Here is an 18,634-nt window from a genome sequence, read left to right as displayed (position 1 = left end):
GTCCCCCTGTTGATCCGGGCGAATGCGGAATTGGACGGTCCGATTCCCCCTGGGCCTGCAACATTGCGATTCGAAAACCCTAGCAAACAGCACATTTCGTAGGTTTGCCGGCCTTCGGAGCCCGGCAGGCATCCCCACAGCCCGTATGCCTGCGGAAGCGTTGTTCGCCCTGCGTGCAAACCGGGTCGACGGTTTGGTCCGAGGCGGGTCAGGCCTCGGTGGGCACCAGCGATTCCTGCCGCCGGCGCTCGACTTCCTCGACCACCCGGGCGCCCCGGTCGGGCGCGGTGTCCAGCCTGATCAAGGCCGCGGGAGTGGCTATGGCCGGCAGTACATGGTTGTAGAGGACGGAGATCCGGTCGTTGAGATCCGTCCAGTCGGAGACCACCTCGGACATGAACTGGGTGCCGATCCAGGCACCGAGGAAGCACTCCGCGGTCTCCTGGGGATCGACGTGCGGCAGCACCTCACCGCGCTGCTTGGCCTCCACGAGCTTCTCGGTCACGACCTCGGTCCAGGCGGGCCAGGCACTGCCGAACAGCGAACGCCCCTGGAGATCGGCGGACAGCCGTATGCCGGCGAGCAGGATGACCTCCTTGGGGATCCGGTAGGCCAGCGTCATGCCGATGTCCACCCACTCCTGGAGCTTCAGCTCGCGCGGCACCCAGTAGTCGTCACTGATCTGGGCACTGATCACACCCCGCGCGAGGGCTTCCTTGGAGTCGAAGTGGAAGTAGAGGGCACCCTTGGTGACTCCGGCCCGGTCGAGGATCTCGGCGATGGTCGCCGCCGTGTACCCACGCTCGGCGAAGACCGCGGCGGCGGCCTCGACAACAGCGCGTCGGGTCCGAATCGCACGCTCCTGACGCGCCATGGGGACCCCTCCTCGGTCAAAACAAAACCGGACGTGACGTACCTTACCCCAAACGGGGGTCGGTATTTCGGCCGCAGAGGGCCGATTCCCGGCCGGTCCCACGCCGGTGCCGCCGCGCCGAAGCGGGATCCTTCGGGCAGTTCACCAGGCGGTGCGCCCGCCGTCCACGGTAAGTGTGGCACCCGTGACGAAGCTCGCCCGGTCACTGCACAGCCAGGCCGCGGCCTCGGCCACCTCGACCGGGTCGGCGGCGCGCGCCTGCGGTGCGGAGCGGTAGGCGCGGGCCTCGTTCTCGGGCGACTTGGCGAACCAGTCGTCGATCATCTCGGAGCGGGTCAGCCCCGGGGCGATGGCGTTGACGCGGATGTGATGCGGAGCGTACTCGACGGCGGCGGCCTTGGTCAGTCCGATCACCGCGTGCTTGGAGGCGATGTAGGGGGCCGCCGTCGAGGAGGCGACCAGGCCGCCCACGCTGCTGGTGTTGACGATCGCGCCGCCACCGCTCTCCAGCATGGCGGTGATCTCGTGGCGCAGGCAGTTCCACACCCCCCGCACGTTGGTCTCGGTGACCCGTTCGTAGTCGGCGTCGTCGATGAGGTGCATCGGGGTCTTGGGCAGGGCCACGCCGGCGTTGTTGAAGGCCGCGTCGAGACGGCCGTACCGCTCGACGACGAACTCGACGGCGCGGCGCACGTCCTCGCCGTCGCGCACGTCCAGGGTGCGGTGGCTCGCCTCGGCACCCTCGGCGCGCAGTGTGCCGGCGAGTTCACGGAGCTTGTCCTCGCGGCGGGCGGTGACGACGACGGTGGCGCCCAGCCGGGCGAACACCCGGGCCGCGGCGGCGCCGATACCGCTGCTCGCGCCGGTGATCAGGGCGACCCGGCCGGCGAGTTCCGTGTCCTGCGGCGCGGTCACCGGGCCACCTCGGTGAGCGAGCCGGCGTCCTGCCAGACGGTGCCGAGGGCGGCCTCGCGGTCGAGGGTGCGCAGGCGCGGTTCGTCGATCTCGGCGAGGCCGCCGACCAGGTGCCGGACACCGAGCTCGCGCATCAGCTCGCGCTGGAAGCCGTGTTCGAAGGTGCTGGGGTGACCGATGAAGGGCACGTCCAGCTCTCTGGCGTGGGCGGCGAAGCGGGCCACGTCGTCGATGAAGAGGACCTCGTGGAAGTCCAGTCCGAAGTGGTCCCGGGTGATCTCCCGGATGCCGGGGCGGAAGTCGTCGGTGCAGATGTAGTGCGGGGCGGTGAACAGCGGTTCCCAGGCGCCGAGATGGCGGCGGAAGTGGTCCTCGTCGAGGCCGCCGTAGCAGATGACGTCCAGGCCCAGGGCGCGCAGCCGGTGCAGGAGCTCCTCGGCGCCGTCGAGGATGTGGACCGGGTGGACGCGCAGGTGGTCCTCGCGCTCGGCGAAGTAGTCGGCGATGGCCTCCTGCTCGCTCACGGCGGCGCCGGTCTCCGCCAGCAGGACACGGGCGGCCGCGAGCCGGGACTGCGAGAAGAGCCGCTGCTCCAGCTCCCGGGTGTACGCACCGCCGTACTTGAGGACGAGCCGGTGCAGGACGGGGCTGAAGCTGTCGTTGAGCAGGACGCCGTCGATGTTGACGGCGGCGAGGCGCAGGGTGCGCAGTGGTTCCATGGGGTCTCCCTCCCGCTGACCGTCCGCCCATCATGCAGGCGTTGTCGAGACCGCGGGGTCGCGGGTGACGGCCAACTCCCCGCCGCGTGGCCAAAAGAGACCGGTGGACAGGTTTTTCCGGGGCGGCCGCGCGCGCCACTCACGGGGAACCAGCCGACGACATCTGCCAGTTAGTCCGTTTTTCGCCGTGCCTTCTGGATGATTGAGCGCGAAAATACTTGGCCAAACCACTACGGAGCGGAGTCATGCATGGATCGAGTCGAACCACGCTTGGTGAATCCTTTACCTGGTGGCCGACCCGAGAAAACCGGTAGGTCCGTATCTTATAGGCGTCGAACAGAGCTTCAAGCCAACGAAGAGCTATCCGACGGGGGGTCATCGATGAGTCTGTCCGCCAGCGAGATCGGAGTCGGTCTGCCCGCACTGCCCCGGCTGACCACCACGGTTCCCAAGGAGTACGTCCACCGGGCGTCCCTGGCCGAGGTGTTCCTCACCGGCTGTACCGCCCAGGACGACGGGGTGCGGTTCTCCCTCACCGGACAGTGGCCGCGCGCCCACACGTTCTTCAACAGCACCGACGGCGCGAGTCACGATCCCCTCCAGGCGGCAGAGACGTTTCGGCAGGCCGGCATGTTCGTGACGCACGCGGAACACGGGGTACCGCTCGGCCATCACTTCGTGCTGTGGTCGCTCAGCTGTCACACGGACCTGGAGCAACTGCGGATCGGGGCCCGGCCCACGGACTTCGAGCTCGAGGTGACCTGCCCGGACCCCGCGCCGCGCGGCAGGTCGTCCGCGCGCCGGATGGGCATCGGGTTCGCACTGCGCAGGGACGGCCGGCCGGTGGCCCGCGGGGACGGGCTTTACTCCGTCGTCAGCCCGGCCGTCTACGCCCGGCTGCGCGCCAACCGGCCGGAAGGGGACGGGACTTCGGATCGGACGGTGGCGGCCTCAGAACCGATGGAACCGGCCGCCGTCGGCCGCACCTCGCCCGCCGACGTGGTGCTCACGCCCACGAGCACCCCGGACCGCTGGCTGCTCACTCCCGACCTCGGTCACCCCATCCTGTTCGACCACGGCGGCGACCATCTGCCCGGCATGGTGCTGCTGGAAGGGGCCCGGCAGGCGGCCTGTGCGCGGCTGGCGCCGCGCACGCTGATACCGGCGAGCACGGCCACGGAGTTCAACCGTTACGTCGAACTCGACAGCCCCTGCTGGGTCGACGTGACGGGTGTGACGCCCGGCGACGACGGTACGGCCACCGTGACGGTCGTCGGCCGGCAGGACGGCGAGACCGTCTTCTCGTCCACCGTGAGCGGGCCCGTCGTCTAGGGTCCGCCGGACGCGGTCAACGCCCGGGGGGTGACGGCGACGCGGCGGCCCGCGCGTCCCGTCAGGGAGGCGCGGGCCGCCGTCAGGCGTCAGCCGCGGATGTGCCGGCCCTCGTCGCCACGGTGGCTGCCACCACGCTCGTCACCGCGGTGGTCGTCGCCACGGTGGTCACCGCGGTGGTCGCCGCCACGCTCGTCCCCACGGCGGTCGCCGCCACGCCCGTCGCCACGGTGGTCACCGCGGTGGTCGCCGCCACGCCCGTCGCCGCGGCGCCTATCGCCGTCACGGTGCCGGTGGCCCCAGGAGACGGCGTCGACCAGGTCCCGGTGGTCGTCGCGCAGGGTCACGGTGTCGGCGTAGCGGTTCCACACGGAGTCACGCCGGTCCTGGTACAGGTCCTGGTCGGTGTCCCGGCCGACCCCGGTGTGGACACGGACCGTGGCACGGCCGGCCAGCCGGTAGTGGTGGAAGGTGTAGGTGCGGCCCGACGCGTCGGACAGCGTCCAGCCGCTCAGGTTGACGTCCCGGCGGGCGGTGTTGGTGACATCCACCCACTCCCGGTTCAGGGCCCGGTTGGAGTGGACCTCACGGCCCTGGACCTCGTGCTGAACAGCGCTGATGAAGACCGGGCCGCGATGCGGGGCGGAAGCCGCGGCCGGCAGGGCAAGCGCTCCCACCAGGGCGGCCGCGACGGCGGTCGCGGCGCCGAGACGGCGGGCGGTCACGGAAACGGAAGCGGACACTGAGTCCCCCTTGCAGGGTTCGAGCACACCCCGGCCGCAGCCGACGGCGGACCGCGGGCCACGCGGGGTGCGTTGTGCGGGTGGCGACCGGTCGGCCGCGCACTCACACCCTGCAACCCGACCACGTGAGATGTGGGACACACACCTGACCCATTACAGATCCAACACTTTGTCATGACTCTCAGATGCAACGTACATTTAAAGGGTGAATGTACGGAATTGACGCCTCATCGAGTGTCAAAAGCCCGCAAACAAGGGCCACTACCTCCCTTCATGCATCAGAACGCATCAGGACATCCAAGGGCACGTCACCCGAAAGTGAGTAACAGACATCTCTCCCGGCATACCGAAGTCGATCTTCTCGGCGTCACCTGGAGTTCGCCGATTCATAGGTCACCGAAGGGGTGCGGAGAAAGCGTTTACCGCTACGTTTTGGCTTGCCATTTTTGGCATGCTCACAACCTCTCAGCGCACCCCTCCCCGTAGGAGACACCCCCATGCGCAGACTCGTTGCCTGTCTGGCGGCCGCGGTCGCCGCCCTCGGCGGGCTCACGGCGACGGCCAGTCCGGCCGCGGCGGCCGGCTCGGGCACGTTCAGCGTCCTCACGTACAACGTCGCCGGGCTGCCCGAAGGCCTGTCGAGCGCGCCCACGCCGCGTGACACCAGCACCACCGAGATCGGCAAGCGGATCGCGCCGTACGACATCGTCAACGTCCAGGAGGACTTCAACTACCACGCCTACCTCTACGCCACCGACACCCACCCCTACCGCACCGCGACCAGCGGCGGCGCGGGCATCGGCAGCGGCCTCAACACGGTCTCGGACTACGCCTGGGACGGCGACGACTTCGAGCGCGTCGGCTGGAACTCCTGCCAGATCGACTCCGGCGACTGCCTCACGCCCAAGGGCTTCACCTTCATGCGCGAGCGGCTCGCCGAGGGTGTCTACGTCGACTTCTACAACCTGCACACCAACGCGGGCACGAACGACGGCGACGAGGCGTCCCGGGCCGACAACCTCAGCCAGCTGACCTCCTTCATCGGCACCCACTCGGCCGGCAACGCCGTCGTGGTCATGGGTGACACCAACACCCGCTACACCCGCTCCGCCGACACGATCGCGGAGTTCGCCTCGAACAACGGGCTCACCGACGCCTGGGTGCAGCTGATCCGCGGCGGCAGCGCGCCGGCCAAGGGCAGCGACGCGCTGGTCTGCGACGACACCGCGGCGACCGTGCCGAACACCTGCGAAGTCGTGGACAAGGTCCTCTATCGCGGCAGCAAGCTGGTGAACCTGACCGCGACCTCGTACAACAACGAGCACGCGAAGTTCCTGACGAGCGACGGCCTGATGCTCTCCGACCACGACCCGGTCACCGTCGGCTTCTCCTGGTCGCAGAACGCGAACTTCCAGCTGAGCGACCAGTTCGGCGGTCCGCACGGCGACTACTACCAGGACATCGACAAGGTCGCCGCCGGCGCCCGGGCCACCAGCGTCTCGCTGCGCGCCGGCTCCCGTGTCGACCAGGTCGGCGTCACCCTCGCCGACGGCACCACGCTCACCCACGGCGGAACCGGCGGCACCGCGTCCTCCCTCACCCTGGGCAGCGGCGAGTACGTGACCTCGGCGTACCTGTGCGAGGGCGTCAAGGACAGCCACACCCGGATCTTCTACGCCAAGTTCACCACGAACCTGGGCAACACCCTCGCGGGCGGTACGACGACCTCGGACTGCGTGACCCGGACCGCGCCGTCGGGCTGGCAGATCGCCGGCTTCCACGGCCGCGCCGGCGACGAGCTCGACAAGGTCGGCTTCATCTACACCAAGCGCTGACCGCAGCGGCGAGCGCCGACCCCGGCCGGCCGGTGAACCCGCACGAGCGGTTCACCGGCCGGCCCGCGGGCGGTCGGGGTCAGGAGCCGTACGTGCGCAGCTTCCGGTAGAGCGTTGCGCGGCCGATGCCGAGGGCCGCCGCCGTGCGGGCCTTGTTCCCGCCGTGGCGGCGCAGGGCCTCCAGGATGGCGGTGCGTTCGGCCCGCTCCATGGGGCTCAGCCGGCGCCCCGCGGGCCCGTCACGCACGGGATCGGGCAGTTCGGACCGGCGTACCGGCCCCGTCACCCGGCGACGCTGCGCCAACGACCGTACAACGTGGGCGAGTTCGGTGACGTTACCGGGCCACGGGTACCCCTCGATGGCGCGCCGGGCGTCGAGGGTCCAGGTGAGCGGGGGTTGGCCGGGCGCCGGTGGCGGGCTCACGGCGGTGAGCAACTCACCGATGTCCTCCGGCCGTTCCCGCAGCGCGGGCAGGGTGACCGAGCGGGCGGCCAGGGTGTCGAGGAGCCGTTGGAGGCAGGGACCGGGCGGCGCTCCCGGGGTGTAGGTGACCAACAGGGGTGTGGCGGGCCGGGCTTCGAGGAGGGCGACGATCGCGGCCACGTCCGGCTGGGCCAGCCGTTCGGCGTGGCGCAGCACCAGGCCGTCCCGGGGCCGGCCCGGCAGCACCTGGCCCACTTCCCCCTCGGCCGCGTCGACGACGAGCGGGTCGGGGTCGTCGAGCAACGCGCGGGCCAGCGAGGTCTTTCCGGTGCCCCGTTCACCGACGAGCAGCAACGGGGCCCGTGCGGCGGCCAGTTCGGCGGCGCGTCGGGTGGCGTGCCGCCACGGCAGCGAGTGACCGGCCAGCGTGGTGGGCGGTGGTCCGGCGGTGGCGGCGGTCGCACGGCCGGGGTCCGGTTCTAGGACGGCGACGGCGCCGACGGTCTCGCCGAGGTGCCGGACGGGTTCGACGTCGGCGCCGTACGGGAGCCGGAGGCCGGAACCGTCCTGGCGCAGCGCCGTGCGGACCGCGCGTTCCAGGTCGTCGAGGTCCCGTGTGGACAGCAGCCGTCCCGCCGCCTCGCTCACCAGCCGGCTGTGGCCGCTGAAGGCCACCACCGGCCGGTCCGGTCCGTCGCATGCCGTGAGGTAGGCGTCGAGCAGGACGTGCTCCGGCGGCCGGGCGTGGGCGCGCAGTTCGGCCTCCACCGCCGCGGCCGCCGCCTCGGCGAGGCCGGCCTGCGGGTGCGGTGCGCGGCCGGCGCACAGGGCCGACGCCACGGTGACCGTGCCGACCGGCCTGCCCTCACCAGGGGCTCGCAGCGGCACGCTCACCGCGGAGACCTCCTGCCAGACGTCGAGGAAGTGCTCGGGTCCGTGCACCTCGGCGCGGCGGCCGGTGCGCAGGGCCAGGGCGGCGCTGTTGGGGCCCACGCGCTGTTCGGAGAGGTCCGTGCAGCGGGTGTCGAACGGGGCGTGCCCGGCCGCCCACAGCACCCGCAACCGGGCGTCGGTGAGGACCAGGCTGGCGCGTTGCCGGTCGAGCGGCGGGCCGAGCCGTGCCAGCACGGGCCGGGCGGCCTCCAGGAGCGGGGGGTCCGGCGGTTGGGGGGCCGGGGCGGCGGGGTGGGCCGCGCAGTCGTGTCGTACGCCGTGGAAACGGGCCCGGCGCCAGGCCGCGGCGACCTCGTCCGGTATGTCCTGCGGCAGCGGGCGTCCGGCGAGGAAGCGGGCGCGGGCCCGGCGCAGTTGACCGAGGGCGGGGCGGACGGGCGGCTGCCGGTCGGCCGTGGGGTGCTGCTCTGCGGTGGTCATGGCGCCCTTCACCGTACCGGGGACGGTTGAAGAGGCAACGACCGGTGTGCCCCCGGCGGGTTCCGTAGTACCCCGGGTGTCTCGCATTGAGACACCCGTGACGGCCGGGAGCGTTTCATGATCTTGCTCGGTCGGTTTCCGTCCTTACCCCCACCGGAGCGTTCCCCGTGCACACCGATGTCGTCACCGACGTCCTGATCGTGGGCAGCGGCCCGGCCGGCGCCTCCGCGGCCCTGGCCCTGAGCACCTACGGCGTACCGAACATGGTCGTCACCCGCTACGGGAGTCTCGCCGACACCCCGCGCGCCCACATCACCAACCAGCGCACGATGGAGGTGCTGCGTGACCTCGGGGTGGAGCGGGAGGCGCTCGCCCGGGCCACTCCGCAGCACCTCATGGGGAACACCACCTTCTGCACCAGCCTGGCCGGCGAGGAGCTGGGGCGGGTCCGGTCCTGGGGGAACGAGCCGCTGGTGCAGGCCGCGCACGAGCTGGCCAGCCCCACCTCGATGTGTGACATACCGCAGCACCTGATGGAGCCGGTGCTGGTGGACGCGGCGACGAGCCGGGGCACCGTCCTCCGCTACAGCACCGTCTACAAGTCGTTCACGCAGGACGCCGACGGGGTGACCGTCACCGTGGCGGACCGGGTGCGCGGCGACGAGTACACGATCCGCGCCCGGTACCTGATCGGCGCTGACGGCGGCCGGTCGCAGGTGGCGCGGGACGCCGGGCTCCCGATGGGCGGTCAGATGGGGGTCGCGGGCAGCGTCAACATCGTCTTCGACGCCGACCTGAGCAGGTACACCGCGCACCGCCCGTCCACCCTGTACTGGGTACTGGCCCCCGGCGCGACCGTCGGCGGCATCGGCGCGGGCCTGGTGCGGTGCGTCCGCCCGTGGACCGAGTGGCTGATCGTGTGGGGGTACGACGTCACGGCGGGCGCCCCCGACCTGACCACCGAGTACGCGGAGTCCGTCGTCCGCCGGCTGATCGGCGACGACGAGATACCGGTCACCGTCAGGTCGTCCTCGGCGTGGACGGTGAACGAGATGTACGCCGAGACCTACTCCAACGGCCGGGTCTTCTGCGCCGGCGACGCCGTGCACCGGCATCCGCCGTCCAACGGACTCGGGTCGAACACGTCCATCCAGGACTCCTACAACCTGGCCTGGAAGCTGAAGCTGGTCCTCGACGGCACCGCCGACCCGAGTCTGCTGGACAGCTACACCGCCGAACGCGCGCCCGTCGGCAGACAGATCGTCACCCGCGCCAACAAGTCGATCGGCGAGACCGCGCCCGTCTTCGAGGCGCTCGACGGTCTCGCCCCGGGGACCCCCGAACAGCTCTGGGCCAACATCGCGGCCCGCAAGGAGCCAACCGCGACGGCCGAGCGGCAGCGGGCCCGGCTGCGGGACGCGATCGCCCACAAGGTCTACGAGTTCAACGCCCACGGTGTCGACCTCAACCAGCGTTACGACTCCGGGGCGATCGTCCCCGACGGCACTCCCGACCCTGGTTTCGCCCGCGACCCGGAGCTCTACCACCAGCCCAGTTCCCGCCCCGGAGCCAAGCTCCCGCACGCCTGGCTCACGTCGGGGACGCGCACGGTGTCCACCCTGGACACCGTCGGCAGGGGCCGCTTCACCCTGCTGACGGGGATCGGCGGCGAGGGCTGGCTGCGCGCGGCCGAGGCCCAGGACCTCGACATCGCCACCGTCGTCATCGGCCCCGGGCAGCAGTACGAGGACCCGTACGGCGACTGGGCCCGGCTCAGCGAGGTCTCCGACTCGGGTGCCCTGCTGGTACGGCCCGACGGCTACGTCGCCTTCCGGCACCCGGCCGCCGCCGGGAACGCGGCCGAGCTGCTGGGCGCCGCGCTCCGGCAGATCCTCGGCCGCGCCGCCGCCCCACGACCCACGCGACACGAAAGGTGAACAGCATGGCCCTCGGGCTGCTCAGGCGCCGGTGGTCCAAGGACGCCCCGGCCCGTACCGCGGGACTGACCCTGCCCGTACCGCCGGGCGCGGGCGGAGTGGCCCGCACCGTCCTGGACCCGGTCGACCAGCCGCTGGGCGGCGCCGACGTCACGGTCACCGCGCTGGACAGCCACCAGGTGGCCGCGCGGGGCATCACGGACCCCTTCGGCTGCTTCATGGCCGTCCTTCCGCCCGGCCGTTACAGCATGCTGGTCTCCGCCGAGGGGCTGGAGCCGCACCGGGAGACCGTCGAGGTGGCCGCCGACGCGGGTCCGGTGCCCGCGCACATCCGGCTCACGCCGGCCCGGCAGCTGCCGCTCCCCCCGACCGGCGGCTGGGTCTTCGATCCGCCGCACACCGCGATCCGGTTCATCGCCAAGCACGTCGGCATGGCCCATGTGCACGGTCGTTTCGAGCGTTTCGACGGGGCGATCAACGTGGCCCCGGACATGAGCCAGTCGACGGTCCGGGTCCGTATCCACGCGTCGAGCATCAACACCGGGAACACCACCCGCGACAACCACCTGCGTTCCGGTGACTTCCTGGACGTCGAGCGGTATCCGTACATCGAGTTCAGCAGTACGCGCTTCGCCTACCGGGGCGGCAGCAAGTGGACCCTGCTCGGCAGCCTGACGATGCACGGCGTGAGCCGCTCGGTCTCGCTCGACACCACCTATCTGGGCACAGTCAACGGCGGGTACGGCGAGGAGCTGCGCTGTGCCGCGCTCGCCACGGCCGAGCTGCACCGGGAGGACTACACCCTGAACTGGCGGTCGATGCTGGCCCGGGGCATCGCGGTGGTGGGCCCGACGGTGCAGCTGGAGCTGGACGTCCAGGCGATGTACCGCTCGCCGGACACCCCCACTCCCCCGGAGTGACACGGACACCGCGCGGCGCCACCCACCCAGGAACAAGAGGTTTGCACAGGTGAACAATACTTTGTGATCTTCTGCCGCCTTCTGCCCCTTCGGTGGGCAGCATATCTGTGCTACCCATGAGATGTGCGGTGCGGGATCTCGGGGCCCGGCCGCGCGGACTCGGGCACACCGTCCGGCGCGCGCCGGAGTCAGCGAGCTGCGTGAGCTGCATGGATCCCACTTCCTCGTCCTCCACCGGTTCGCCGTTCGACATGGTCAGCGGCGCTCTGGCGGGCTACATCCCGAGGGCCGGGCTGCCGACGGCCCGGCCCCCGGGCGCCGACGGGGAGAGCGACGACCGGGAGCAGATCCTCGGGGTGGTCAACCTCGACCCGGAGCTGAGGATCACCGGCTGCAATCTGGACGCGGCCCCCTTCGCGGGAGTGAACACCCGACCGGGGGACGCCTTCGCCGAGCTGCTGCCGCCCTCGGACGTCCCGACGGTCACCCAGCGGTTGCGGAGGGTGCTCGCCACACGACAGGCGCACGTCGCCCGGGTGCAGCGCCTGCGGCGGGACGACGGGACGGAACTGGTGGTCTCGATGAGCATCCTGCCGGCCGCGCCGCCGCAGGTGGGTCTGACGGTCTCCCTGATCGCGATGGCCAAGCGGCTCCACCTGTACGCCTCCGCCGCCGCGATCGGGACCTCGCTGGACGTCGGGGAGACCGCGCAGTCCCTCGCCCAGTCACTGCTGGCGTGGGGGGACGTGGCGGCCGTCGACCTCGACTACGCGGTGTGGACGGGCGAGGCGGTCACGGAGCAGGCGCAGGAGCGCATCCGGCTGCGGCGCGCGGCCCTGGTGCCGGACCGGGCCTGGCCCGAGGGATATCTGACCCCCGGTGACAACCTGCCCCGGGAGGCGAGCCGGCTGCTGGCCGGCGCGGTCATGCGGGACGACGTTCCGCGGGCCGTCGTCCTCCAGGACCGGGAGGCCATCGAGCGGGCGCTCGGCGATCCGCGGCTGGTGCGCGCCCTGGTGCCGGGCGACCGGCCGGTGAGCGTCGCCTGCATCCCGCTGGTCGTGGAGGGACCGGAAGGCGCCCCGGGGCCCATCGTGCTGGGGGTGACGGAGGTGTGGCGGCGGCCGGACCGGCTCTTCCGCGACGGCGAGCTGCTGGACCTCCAGGAACTCGTGGCCAAGACCGCCCGGCACGTGGACCTGGCCCGGCAGCACCAGCGGGAACACGCCCAGGTGCTGGCACTGCAGCGGCGGCTGCTGCCGCGGACCGGCAGCGACACCATCGAGGTCGCCAGCGTCTACCAGCCCACCACTCCCGACAGCGCGGGCGTCGGCGGTGACTGGGTGAACAGCTTTCCGCTGCCGGGTGACCGTACCGCGCTGGTGGTGGGGGACGTGGTCGGGCACGGCCTGGGGGCCGCGGCGGCCATGGGCCAGCTGAGCATGGAGGCCCGCGCGCTGCTGTCGGCGGGGCTGGGCCCCGGGGAGGTGCTGGAGCGCCTGGACGAGACGGTCACCCTGCTGGACGACACGGACGCCGGCCTGGCCGCCGGGTACAGCGCGCTGGGCTCCACGTGCTGCATCGCGGTCTACGACCCGGTCGACCACCGGGTGGCGATCTCCAACGCCGGCCATCTGCCCCCCGTCCTCGTGCGTCCCGACGGGTCCGCCAAGACGGTCGCGGGGCAGCCGCACCCGGCCCTGGGAGCGGAGTTCGTGGTGCGGGAGCAGTTCGACGTGCACGAGTTCGCCGTGCCGCCCGGCTCGCTCCTCGTCCTCTACACCGACGGCCTGGTGGAGGATCCGGCGGCCTCGATCGACGACGGCATCGGCCGGCTGACCGACCTGGTGCGTGACGTGCACCCCTGGGACGACCTGCAACAGGCCGCGCGTCGCGTGGTGGCGGGCCTGGCTCCGCAAGGGCAGCTGCGCGACGACGTGACCCTGCTGCTCGCCCGGCTGACCGGCCGGCGCGGCCGGGACGCGGCCACCTGGCACCTGCCCGCCCGCGCCGACTCCGCCGCCCGCGCCCGTGCCCTGGCCGGATCCCTGCTGCGGCGGTGGCACGTGACCGAACAGGCCCGGGACAGCGCGTTGCTCGTACTCGGCGAACTGGTCGCCAACGCCGTCCGGTTCGGCGCCGGCCCGGTCTCGGTACGGCTGGTGAGGTCAGGAGGCCGCCTGACGTGCGAGGTCGGCGACACCGGCAACGGCCGGCCCCGGCCGCGGCACGGCGGCCCGCTCGACGACGGCGGGCGGGGGCTGCACGTGGTCCACAAGCTCACCGCCCGCTGGGGGGTGCGCTGGACCGAGACCGGCAAGGCCGTCTGGGCCGAGCTGGAGACATGACGCCACCCGCGCCCCTCCCCACCCGCGTGACGGCTACAGCCACTCGCCCTCCACGGCCGTGGCGGTGAGCCCGGGCGCGGCCGCGTAGAGCACCGTGCGGCTCCCGGCCTTCTGGCCGGCGTCGTACGCCCGTCGCAGGATGTCGAGCACGGCGGCGCCGCCGCGGTTGCCCGTGGTGTAGCTGTCCCGGCTGTAGGCCAGCAGCCCCGTGGGCCACCCGTCGGGCATCGTCTCCTCCATGTACTCCAGCACCCGGGTGCCGCCGGGATGGGCGAGCAGCAGGTCGGGGTGCCAGGGCCGGGCGTCGTCCCGGTGGCGCTCGCGCAGCCACTGCCACATCCCGGCCACCGTCTCCTGCACGGCACGCGGCCCCCGGCGGTCCATCACGAAGTGCGTGCCGTCGTCCCGGGTGTCCAGCCGGTGCAGGTCCGTGGTGCCGGGCAGGGTGTGGTGCCAGACCGCGTCGAGGCGCAGCGCGGACTCCGTCCGGGGGCGCCCGGTGACCACGACGGCGACGGCGGTGTCGGCGAACAGCAGCCGGACGATGAGCGATTCGAGCGTGTCGTCGGCGGGCTGGTAGGTGGTGCTCAGCGCCTCCGATATCACGACCAGCACCACCCGGTCGGGGTCCGCGGCGACCAGGTCGGCCGCCAGTGCCAGTGACCGGGTGCCAGCTATGCAGGCCCACTGGGTGGCCGGCAGCAGCAGCACGTCACGACGCAGCGGAAGGCGGTTGAACAGGGAGAGGTCCAGCCCCGGCAGGGCCGGGGTGGTGGAGTTGCTGGTGATCACGGAGTCGACGTCGGCGGCGTCCAGGCCGGCGCCGCGGAGGGCCTCGCGTGCCGCGCGCTCCCCGTACGCCTGTACGGCGGCCCAGGCAGGCGCGGTGCGCTCCTGGACGGTCTGCGGCGCCGGCACCGCCTCCAGCGCGGCGATCGCGCGGTCCACCTCGGCGTCGGTGAACCCGCCGTCGGCCAGTGCCTCACGCGCCGGTCCGGCAGCCGGAGTTCGCAGGCCCGGCCCGCGACCGGGTGCGGCGGCCGCCGCCAGCGGCAGCATCCAGCCACGCCCGGCGATGCCCGTGCTCTCGGCGATGCCGTCGATCCGGGACGCCCACGGCGCGCGCGGGTGCCGGTGCCGCACCTCGTCCACTATCTGATCGGTCCGCACGACGTGTTCGCCGTGCACCACGGCCGGGGGACACAAGTAGGCGCCCATAGCACGCATCTTTCTCAGACAACCCGTGAATGACGTCGGGTGTCTGAAATCTGCCTGATTCGGGAGAGCAGGTCAAGGAGCAGCCATCACAACGGAGTTCACATTCGCCGCCTTTCCGGACATATTGCAAAAGAAGTCATGCGGGCCCCGGCGTCGCGGTGTTGACGGACGGGCGCTCGGCACCATGGAACACACCAGGCAAGCGCTGACCGAGCGGCCACGCCCGCGCGGCGGCCACGCGGCCGTGGTACGTGCGTTGACCACCGATGGTTTTAATTGAGCTTTGTACCACTTCGGAGAAACCGCTTCACTCAAAGTGCAGTCGAAGCCGATCGCGGGGTGTTAGAAATTGGCCACATAACGTCGGGCCGTCAACGGCCCTGCGCACCCTCCCTGTTGTGAAATGGGACGATCTTGTCCAAGCTCAGACCCCTGACCGGCAATTGGCGCGTCGCGAGACGCCTCCAGGCCATCCTGCTCATCCCCGTGCTCGTCGCCCTCGGCCTCGGCGGCATCCGGGTGAAGACCTCGGTCGACACCCTGCGGGACGCCCAGGACGCGGTGCGCGTGGCGGAGTTGGTACAGGCGGCGAACACCTACGCCAGTGACGCGATCAACGAACGGGACGTGTCGGTGATCCCGCTCCTGGAGGGCAGGCGCAACGCTCCGGCGGTGCTCGCGGCGCGCAAGGTCACCGACGCCGACGCGCAGGCCTTCGACCGGGCGGTGGGGCGCGCGCCCGGAACGGCCGGCCTGAACCGGCGCATCGCGTTGGTGCGCGCGGGCGAGAAGCAGCTCGCGACCGTGCGGGCGGCCGCGTTCACGGCCAGGATGTCGGGGGTGCAGACGGAGGAGAGCTACCACGCCGTCCAGCACCCGCTGATGGAGATCTCGAACGAACTCGGCTTCGGCAGCAGCAACCAGGCGAGTTTCGGCCGCTCCCTGTACGCCCTCGCGCTGACCCAGGCCGCCGAGTCGCTGGTGCGCTCCATCGGCACGCACCTGCTGGTCGAGGACCGTGCGGACCTGGCCGAGGGCGAACTCCAGAACCAGCTCAGCTCGTTCAGCTCCTACGCCTACCTGGAGCAGGTGGCGCTGCAGGAGTACGCGGGCGCCGGCACCGCCGGGGACATGACCCGGCTCCGTGCCGCGCTGACCGAGGCGCAGCAGACGGGGGCCGCGCAGACGGCGAAGGCGGCCGAGCAGGCCAAGGCGGCGGGCGAGGCGTTCGTGCCCCCGCCCGGCCGGGCCAGGATGATCAGCGAGATCGGCAGCGGGAAGCCGACGGATGAACTCGCCGCCGAGGGCATCACCCCCGAGTCGTTCTTCGCCGCGCACGCGCTGGTCTTCGACGCCTACCGCGGAGTCGAGGTCCATCTCGCCGCCACGGCGCTCGCCGACGCCCGCGGCATCGCCGACAGCGCCCGCAGGGACGCGATCGTCAACGGCACGCTCGCGCTCAGCGCCGTGCTCGCGGCCTTCCTGCTCGCCGCGTGGGTGGCCCGTTCCATGAGCCGCGGGATGCGACGGCTCAGCGCCTCGGCGATCGAGATCGCCGAGCAGCGGCTGCCGGCGGTGATCACCCAGCTCTCCCAGGCCGTGCCCGGCCAGGTGGACACCAAGGTGACGCCGATCCCGATCACCACCACCGACGAGATCGGCGAGGTGGCCCGGGCCTTCGACCACGTGCACCGGGAGGCGGTCCGGCTCGCCGCCGAGCAGGCCCTGCTGCGCGGCAACGTCAACACGATCTTCACCAACCTGTCGCGCCGCAACCAGTCGCTGATCGAACGCCAGCTCGCCATGATCACCGACCTGGAGGAGCGCGAGGCCGACCCCGACCAGCTGGCGAACCTGTTCCGGCTGGACCACCTGGCCACCCGGGTACGCCGCAACGGCGAGAACCTCCTGGTCCTCGGGGGCGAGCGGCCCACCCAGCAGTGGGACCACCCGCTCCCCCTGGTCGACGTGATCCGGGCGGCCGCCTCCGAGGTGGAGCAGTACGAACGGATCGAGCTGGCGGGCGTCCCGGAGGCCCAGATCCACGGGCGTGCCGTCACCGACCTGGTGCACCTGCTCGCCGAACTGCTGGAGAACGCCACCGCGTTCTCGTCGCCGCGCTCCACGGTCCGGGTCACCGCGACCCGGCTGCCGGACGCCCGGATCATGGTCGAGATCCATGACAAGGGCATCGGCCTGATGCCCGAGGACTTCGCGCAGATCAACCACAAACTGGCGAATCCGCCGACCGCCGACGCGGGCGTCTACCAGCACATGGGGCTCTTCGTGGTGGGCAGACTGGCCGACCGGCACGGCATCCGGGTGCAGCTGCGCCCGGCCGCCGGGGAGTCCGGCACCACCTCGCTGGTCATGCTCCCCGGCACCGTCACCTGGCGCAGCGGCGCCGAGTCCGACTCCGACACGCTGACCCTGGCGGCCTTCGAGCCACGCGCCGGGTCCGGACTCGACGCCCTGCTGGCGCGGGGGCCCGCCGACCCGTTCGAGGCGCACGAGGCGTGGGACGACGGCATAGTGGTCACCGGTCCCGCCACCGCACCGGCCGGCTTCGCCGGCCCGGCCGGACCCGACGGTCCGCCGAGGGCCCACGCGGCGGGCGGCGGCTCCGACGTCCCGGCGTCGTCCGGCCCGGCCGGTCCGTCCGGACCGTCCGCGCCCTCCGGTCTCCCCCGCCGTGCCCCGAAGCGTGGCCGCCGGCCCGCCAAGGACGGCTGAGTCCCGGGAGCACGACCCGTGCCCGGAGGCCGGTCAGGGGGGTGGTGCGGGCCGCAGGGCCCGCACCACCGCCCAGATCACCGAGATGAACGGCACGGCCACCACGGCACCGATCACCCCCGCCACGATGCTGCCGGCGATGACGGACACGGCGACGACCAGGGGGTGCAGACGTACCGCCCAGCTCATCACCAGCGGGTGCAGCACGTGTCCCTCCAGCTGCCCGATGACGACGATGAGGACCAGGACGGCGGCGGCCGTGAAGGGTCCGCGCCCGGCCAGCGCGACCACGGTGGCCACGCCCAGCGCGACCGGTGAGCCCACCAGCGGGACGAACGCGGCGAAGAACTCCAGCAGGGTGAGCGGCAGCGCGAGCGGCACCCGCAGCACGAGCAGGGCGACGCCGACGAGTACGGCGTTGGTGGCGGCCACGATGATGATGCCGCGGGTGTATCCGGCGAACGTCAGCCAGGCCGCGCGTCCCGCCCGCTCCCAGGCGGGCCGGGCGCCGGCGGGCAGCAGTTCGCGGCTGGTCCAGGCCCACAGCCGTTCACCGGAGTGGATGAAGAAGACCGAGGCGAACAGGGCGAGCGCGGCCCCGGTGACCAGTTCGACGAGCGTGCCGAAGCCGCTGAGCGCCCTGCTGACCAGGTTGGAGCGGTGGGCCTGGACGTAGTCCACGATCTGCTGCTGGAGACGGGACAGGGCGCCCGGGCCGAGCCGGAAGGGCGGGTGCTGGAGCCAGACCTCGATCCGGTGGATGCCGCCGCGGAACTCGTCGGTGAGCGTCGCCGACTCCTGCGCGACCGCGTTGCCGACCAGGGCCAGCAGTCCGCAGAACAGGAAGATGCTGCCGACCATGCTCACGGCCACCGACAGCGGCCTGGGGAGCCACCGGCCGATCAGGTCGGCGAGCGGACGCAGGACCGAGGTCACCACCAGGGCCAGGAACAGGGCCACGGCGATCAGCTGGAAACGGCCGAGGATCATGAAGACGCCGTAGACGACGATGCCGACCACGATGAGCCGCCAGGCGTAGGCGCCGGCGATCCGCAGGGCGGGGACGACGACCGCGCTCACGGAGGCGGAGGCGCGCGGGTCGCGGGCCCGCTTCGGGATCCACACCGCGCGTACCGGCCGGTTGCCGGCCGCCGCGCCGCGCGCCCGGCGTGTCCGGCCCCGCCCGGCCGCCGGTCCGCCCGCACCCGCCACCACGCCTCCCGCTGCCGACCTCCGCCTTCACTGCACGTTAGGCGCAATTC

At 72.0% G+C, this 18,634-nt stretch carries 13 protein-coding genes; 6 read left to right on the top strand and 7 right to left on the bottom strand.

All coding sequences use genetic code 11. The features are described 5' to 3' along the window. Positions 1-208: 208 nt before the first annotated feature. The 3 genes from MB828_RS32165 to MB828_RS32155 all read right to left on the bottom strand — a co-directional run bounded on the left by MB828_RS32165 (position 209) and on the right by MB828_RS32155 (position 2,508). Positions 209-874 carry a ScbR family autoregulator-binding transcription factor gene (locus tag MB828_RS32165; protein ID WP_133024069.1) on the bottom strand — a complete coding sequence of 222 codons (666 nt, stop codon included), beginning with the start codon at positions 872-874 and terminating at the stop codon, positions 209-211. Positions 875-1,015: 141 nt separating this feature from the next. Next, positions 1,016-1,789, bottom strand: a complete 774-nt coding sequence (locus tag MB828_RS32160) for an SDR family NAD(P)-dependent oxidoreductase (RefSeq protein WP_301651245.1) — start codon at positions 1,787-1,789, stop codon at positions 1,016-1,018. Then, complete coding sequence (locus MB828_RS32155; protein ID WP_301651244.1) at positions 1,786-2,508, bottom strand: HAD family phosphatase; 723 nt, start codon at positions 2,506-2,508, stop codon at positions 1,786-1,788. The genes MB828_RS32160 and MB828_RS32155 overlap by 4 nt, the downstream gene beginning before the upstream one ends. A 381-nt stretch (positions 2,509-2,889) precedes the next feature. Here MB828_RS32155 and MB828_RS32150 point away from each other — a divergent pair, with 381 nt between their 5' ends. Beyond that, the gene (locus tag MB828_RS32150) at positions 2,890-3,840 is read left to right on the top strand and encodes a ScbA/BarX family gamma-butyrolactone biosynthesis protein (protein ID WP_133024066.1); all 951 of its coding nucleotides are present in this window, start codon (positions 2,890-2,892) and stop codon (positions 3,838-3,840) included. 89 nt (positions 3,841-3,929) lie between these two features. On the opposite strand, the gene MB828_RS32145 is transcribed toward MB828_RS32150, so the two are convergent. Beyond that, positions 3,930-4,583: a lamin tail domain-containing protein gene (locus MB828_RS32145; protein ID WP_301651243.1), complete on the bottom strand. Its 654-nt coding sequence runs from the start codon at positions 4,581-4,583 to the stop codon at positions 3,930-3,932. A 497-nt stretch (positions 4,584-5,080) separates the two neighbouring features. Between MB828_RS32145 and MB828_RS32140 the strand changes: the two genes are divergently transcribed. After that, a complete protein-coding gene (locus MB828_RS32140; protein WP_301651242.1) occupies positions 5,081-6,418 on the top strand; it encodes a jacalin-like lectin in 1,338 nt (445 codons plus the stop codon). A 79-nt stretch (positions 6,419-6,497) separates the two neighbouring features. On the opposite strand, the gene MB828_RS32135 is transcribed toward MB828_RS32140, so the two are convergent. Continuing rightward, complete coding sequence (locus MB828_RS32135) at positions 6,498-8,216, bottom strand: helix-turn-helix domain-containing protein (RefSeq protein WP_301651241.1); 1,719 nt, start codon at positions 8,214-8,216, stop codon at positions 6,498-6,500. Between the two features lie 167 nt (positions 8,217-8,383). Here MB828_RS32135 and MB828_RS32130 point away from each other — a divergent pair, with 167 nt between their 5' ends. From MB828_RS32130 to MB828_RS32120, 3 genes are all read left to right on the top strand, one after another. Then, positions 8,384-10,153, top strand: a complete 1,770-nt coding sequence (locus MB828_RS32130) for an FAD-dependent oxidoreductase (RefSeq protein ID WP_301651240.1) — start codon at positions 8,384-8,386, stop codon at positions 10,151-10,153. A 5-nt stretch (positions 10,154-10,158) separates the two neighbouring features. Then, entirely contained in the window at positions 10,159-11,073 is a 915-nt protein-coding gene (locus tag MB828_RS32125; protein WP_133024062.1) for a YceI family protein, read from the top strand. Between the two features lie 209 nt (positions 11,074-11,282). Then, on the top strand, positions 11,283-13,421 hold the full coding sequence (locus MB828_RS32120; protein WP_301651239.1) for an ATP-binding SpoIIE family protein phosphatase: 2,139 nt from the start codon (positions 11,283-11,285) through the stop codon (positions 13,419-13,421). A 33-nt stretch (positions 13,422-13,454) separates the two neighbouring features. Here the strand turns inward: MB828_RS32120 and MB828_RS32115 are convergent, their stop codons facing one another. Continuing rightward, positions 13,455-14,639 (bottom strand): type III polyketide synthase, encoded by a 1,185-nt coding sequence (locus tag MB828_RS32115; RefSeq protein WP_301651238.1) that lies wholly within the window; start codon positions 14,637-14,639, stop codon positions 13,455-13,457. A 414-nt stretch (positions 14,640-15,053) separates the two neighbouring features. Here MB828_RS32115 and MB828_RS32110 point away from each other — a divergent pair, with 414 nt between their 5' ends. Then, positions 15,054-17,372 carry a nitrate- and nitrite sensing domain-containing protein gene (locus MB828_RS32110; RefSeq protein ID WP_301651237.1) on the top strand — a complete coding sequence of 773 codons (2,319 nt, stop codon included), beginning with the start codon at positions 15,054-15,056 and terminating at the stop codon, positions 17,370-17,372. Between the two features lie 33 nt (positions 17,373-17,405). On the opposite strand, the gene MB828_RS32105 is transcribed toward MB828_RS32110, so the two are convergent. Continuing rightward, positions 17,406-18,587: an AI-2E family transporter gene (locus MB828_RS32105; RefSeq protein ID WP_430381455.1), complete on the bottom strand. Its 1,182-nt coding sequence runs from the start codon at positions 18,585-18,587 to the stop codon at positions 17,406-17,408. Positions 18,588-18,634: the final 47 nt, after the last annotated feature.

This window comes from Streptomyces arenae, assembly GCF_022343545.1.
Taxonomy (GTDB): domain Bacteria; phylum Actinomycetota; class Actinomycetes; order Streptomycetales; family Streptomycetaceae; genus Streptomyces; species Streptomyces humi.
Note: the sequence above shows the minus strand (reverse complement) of the source record. Positions and strands in the feature narration are given on the sequence as shown.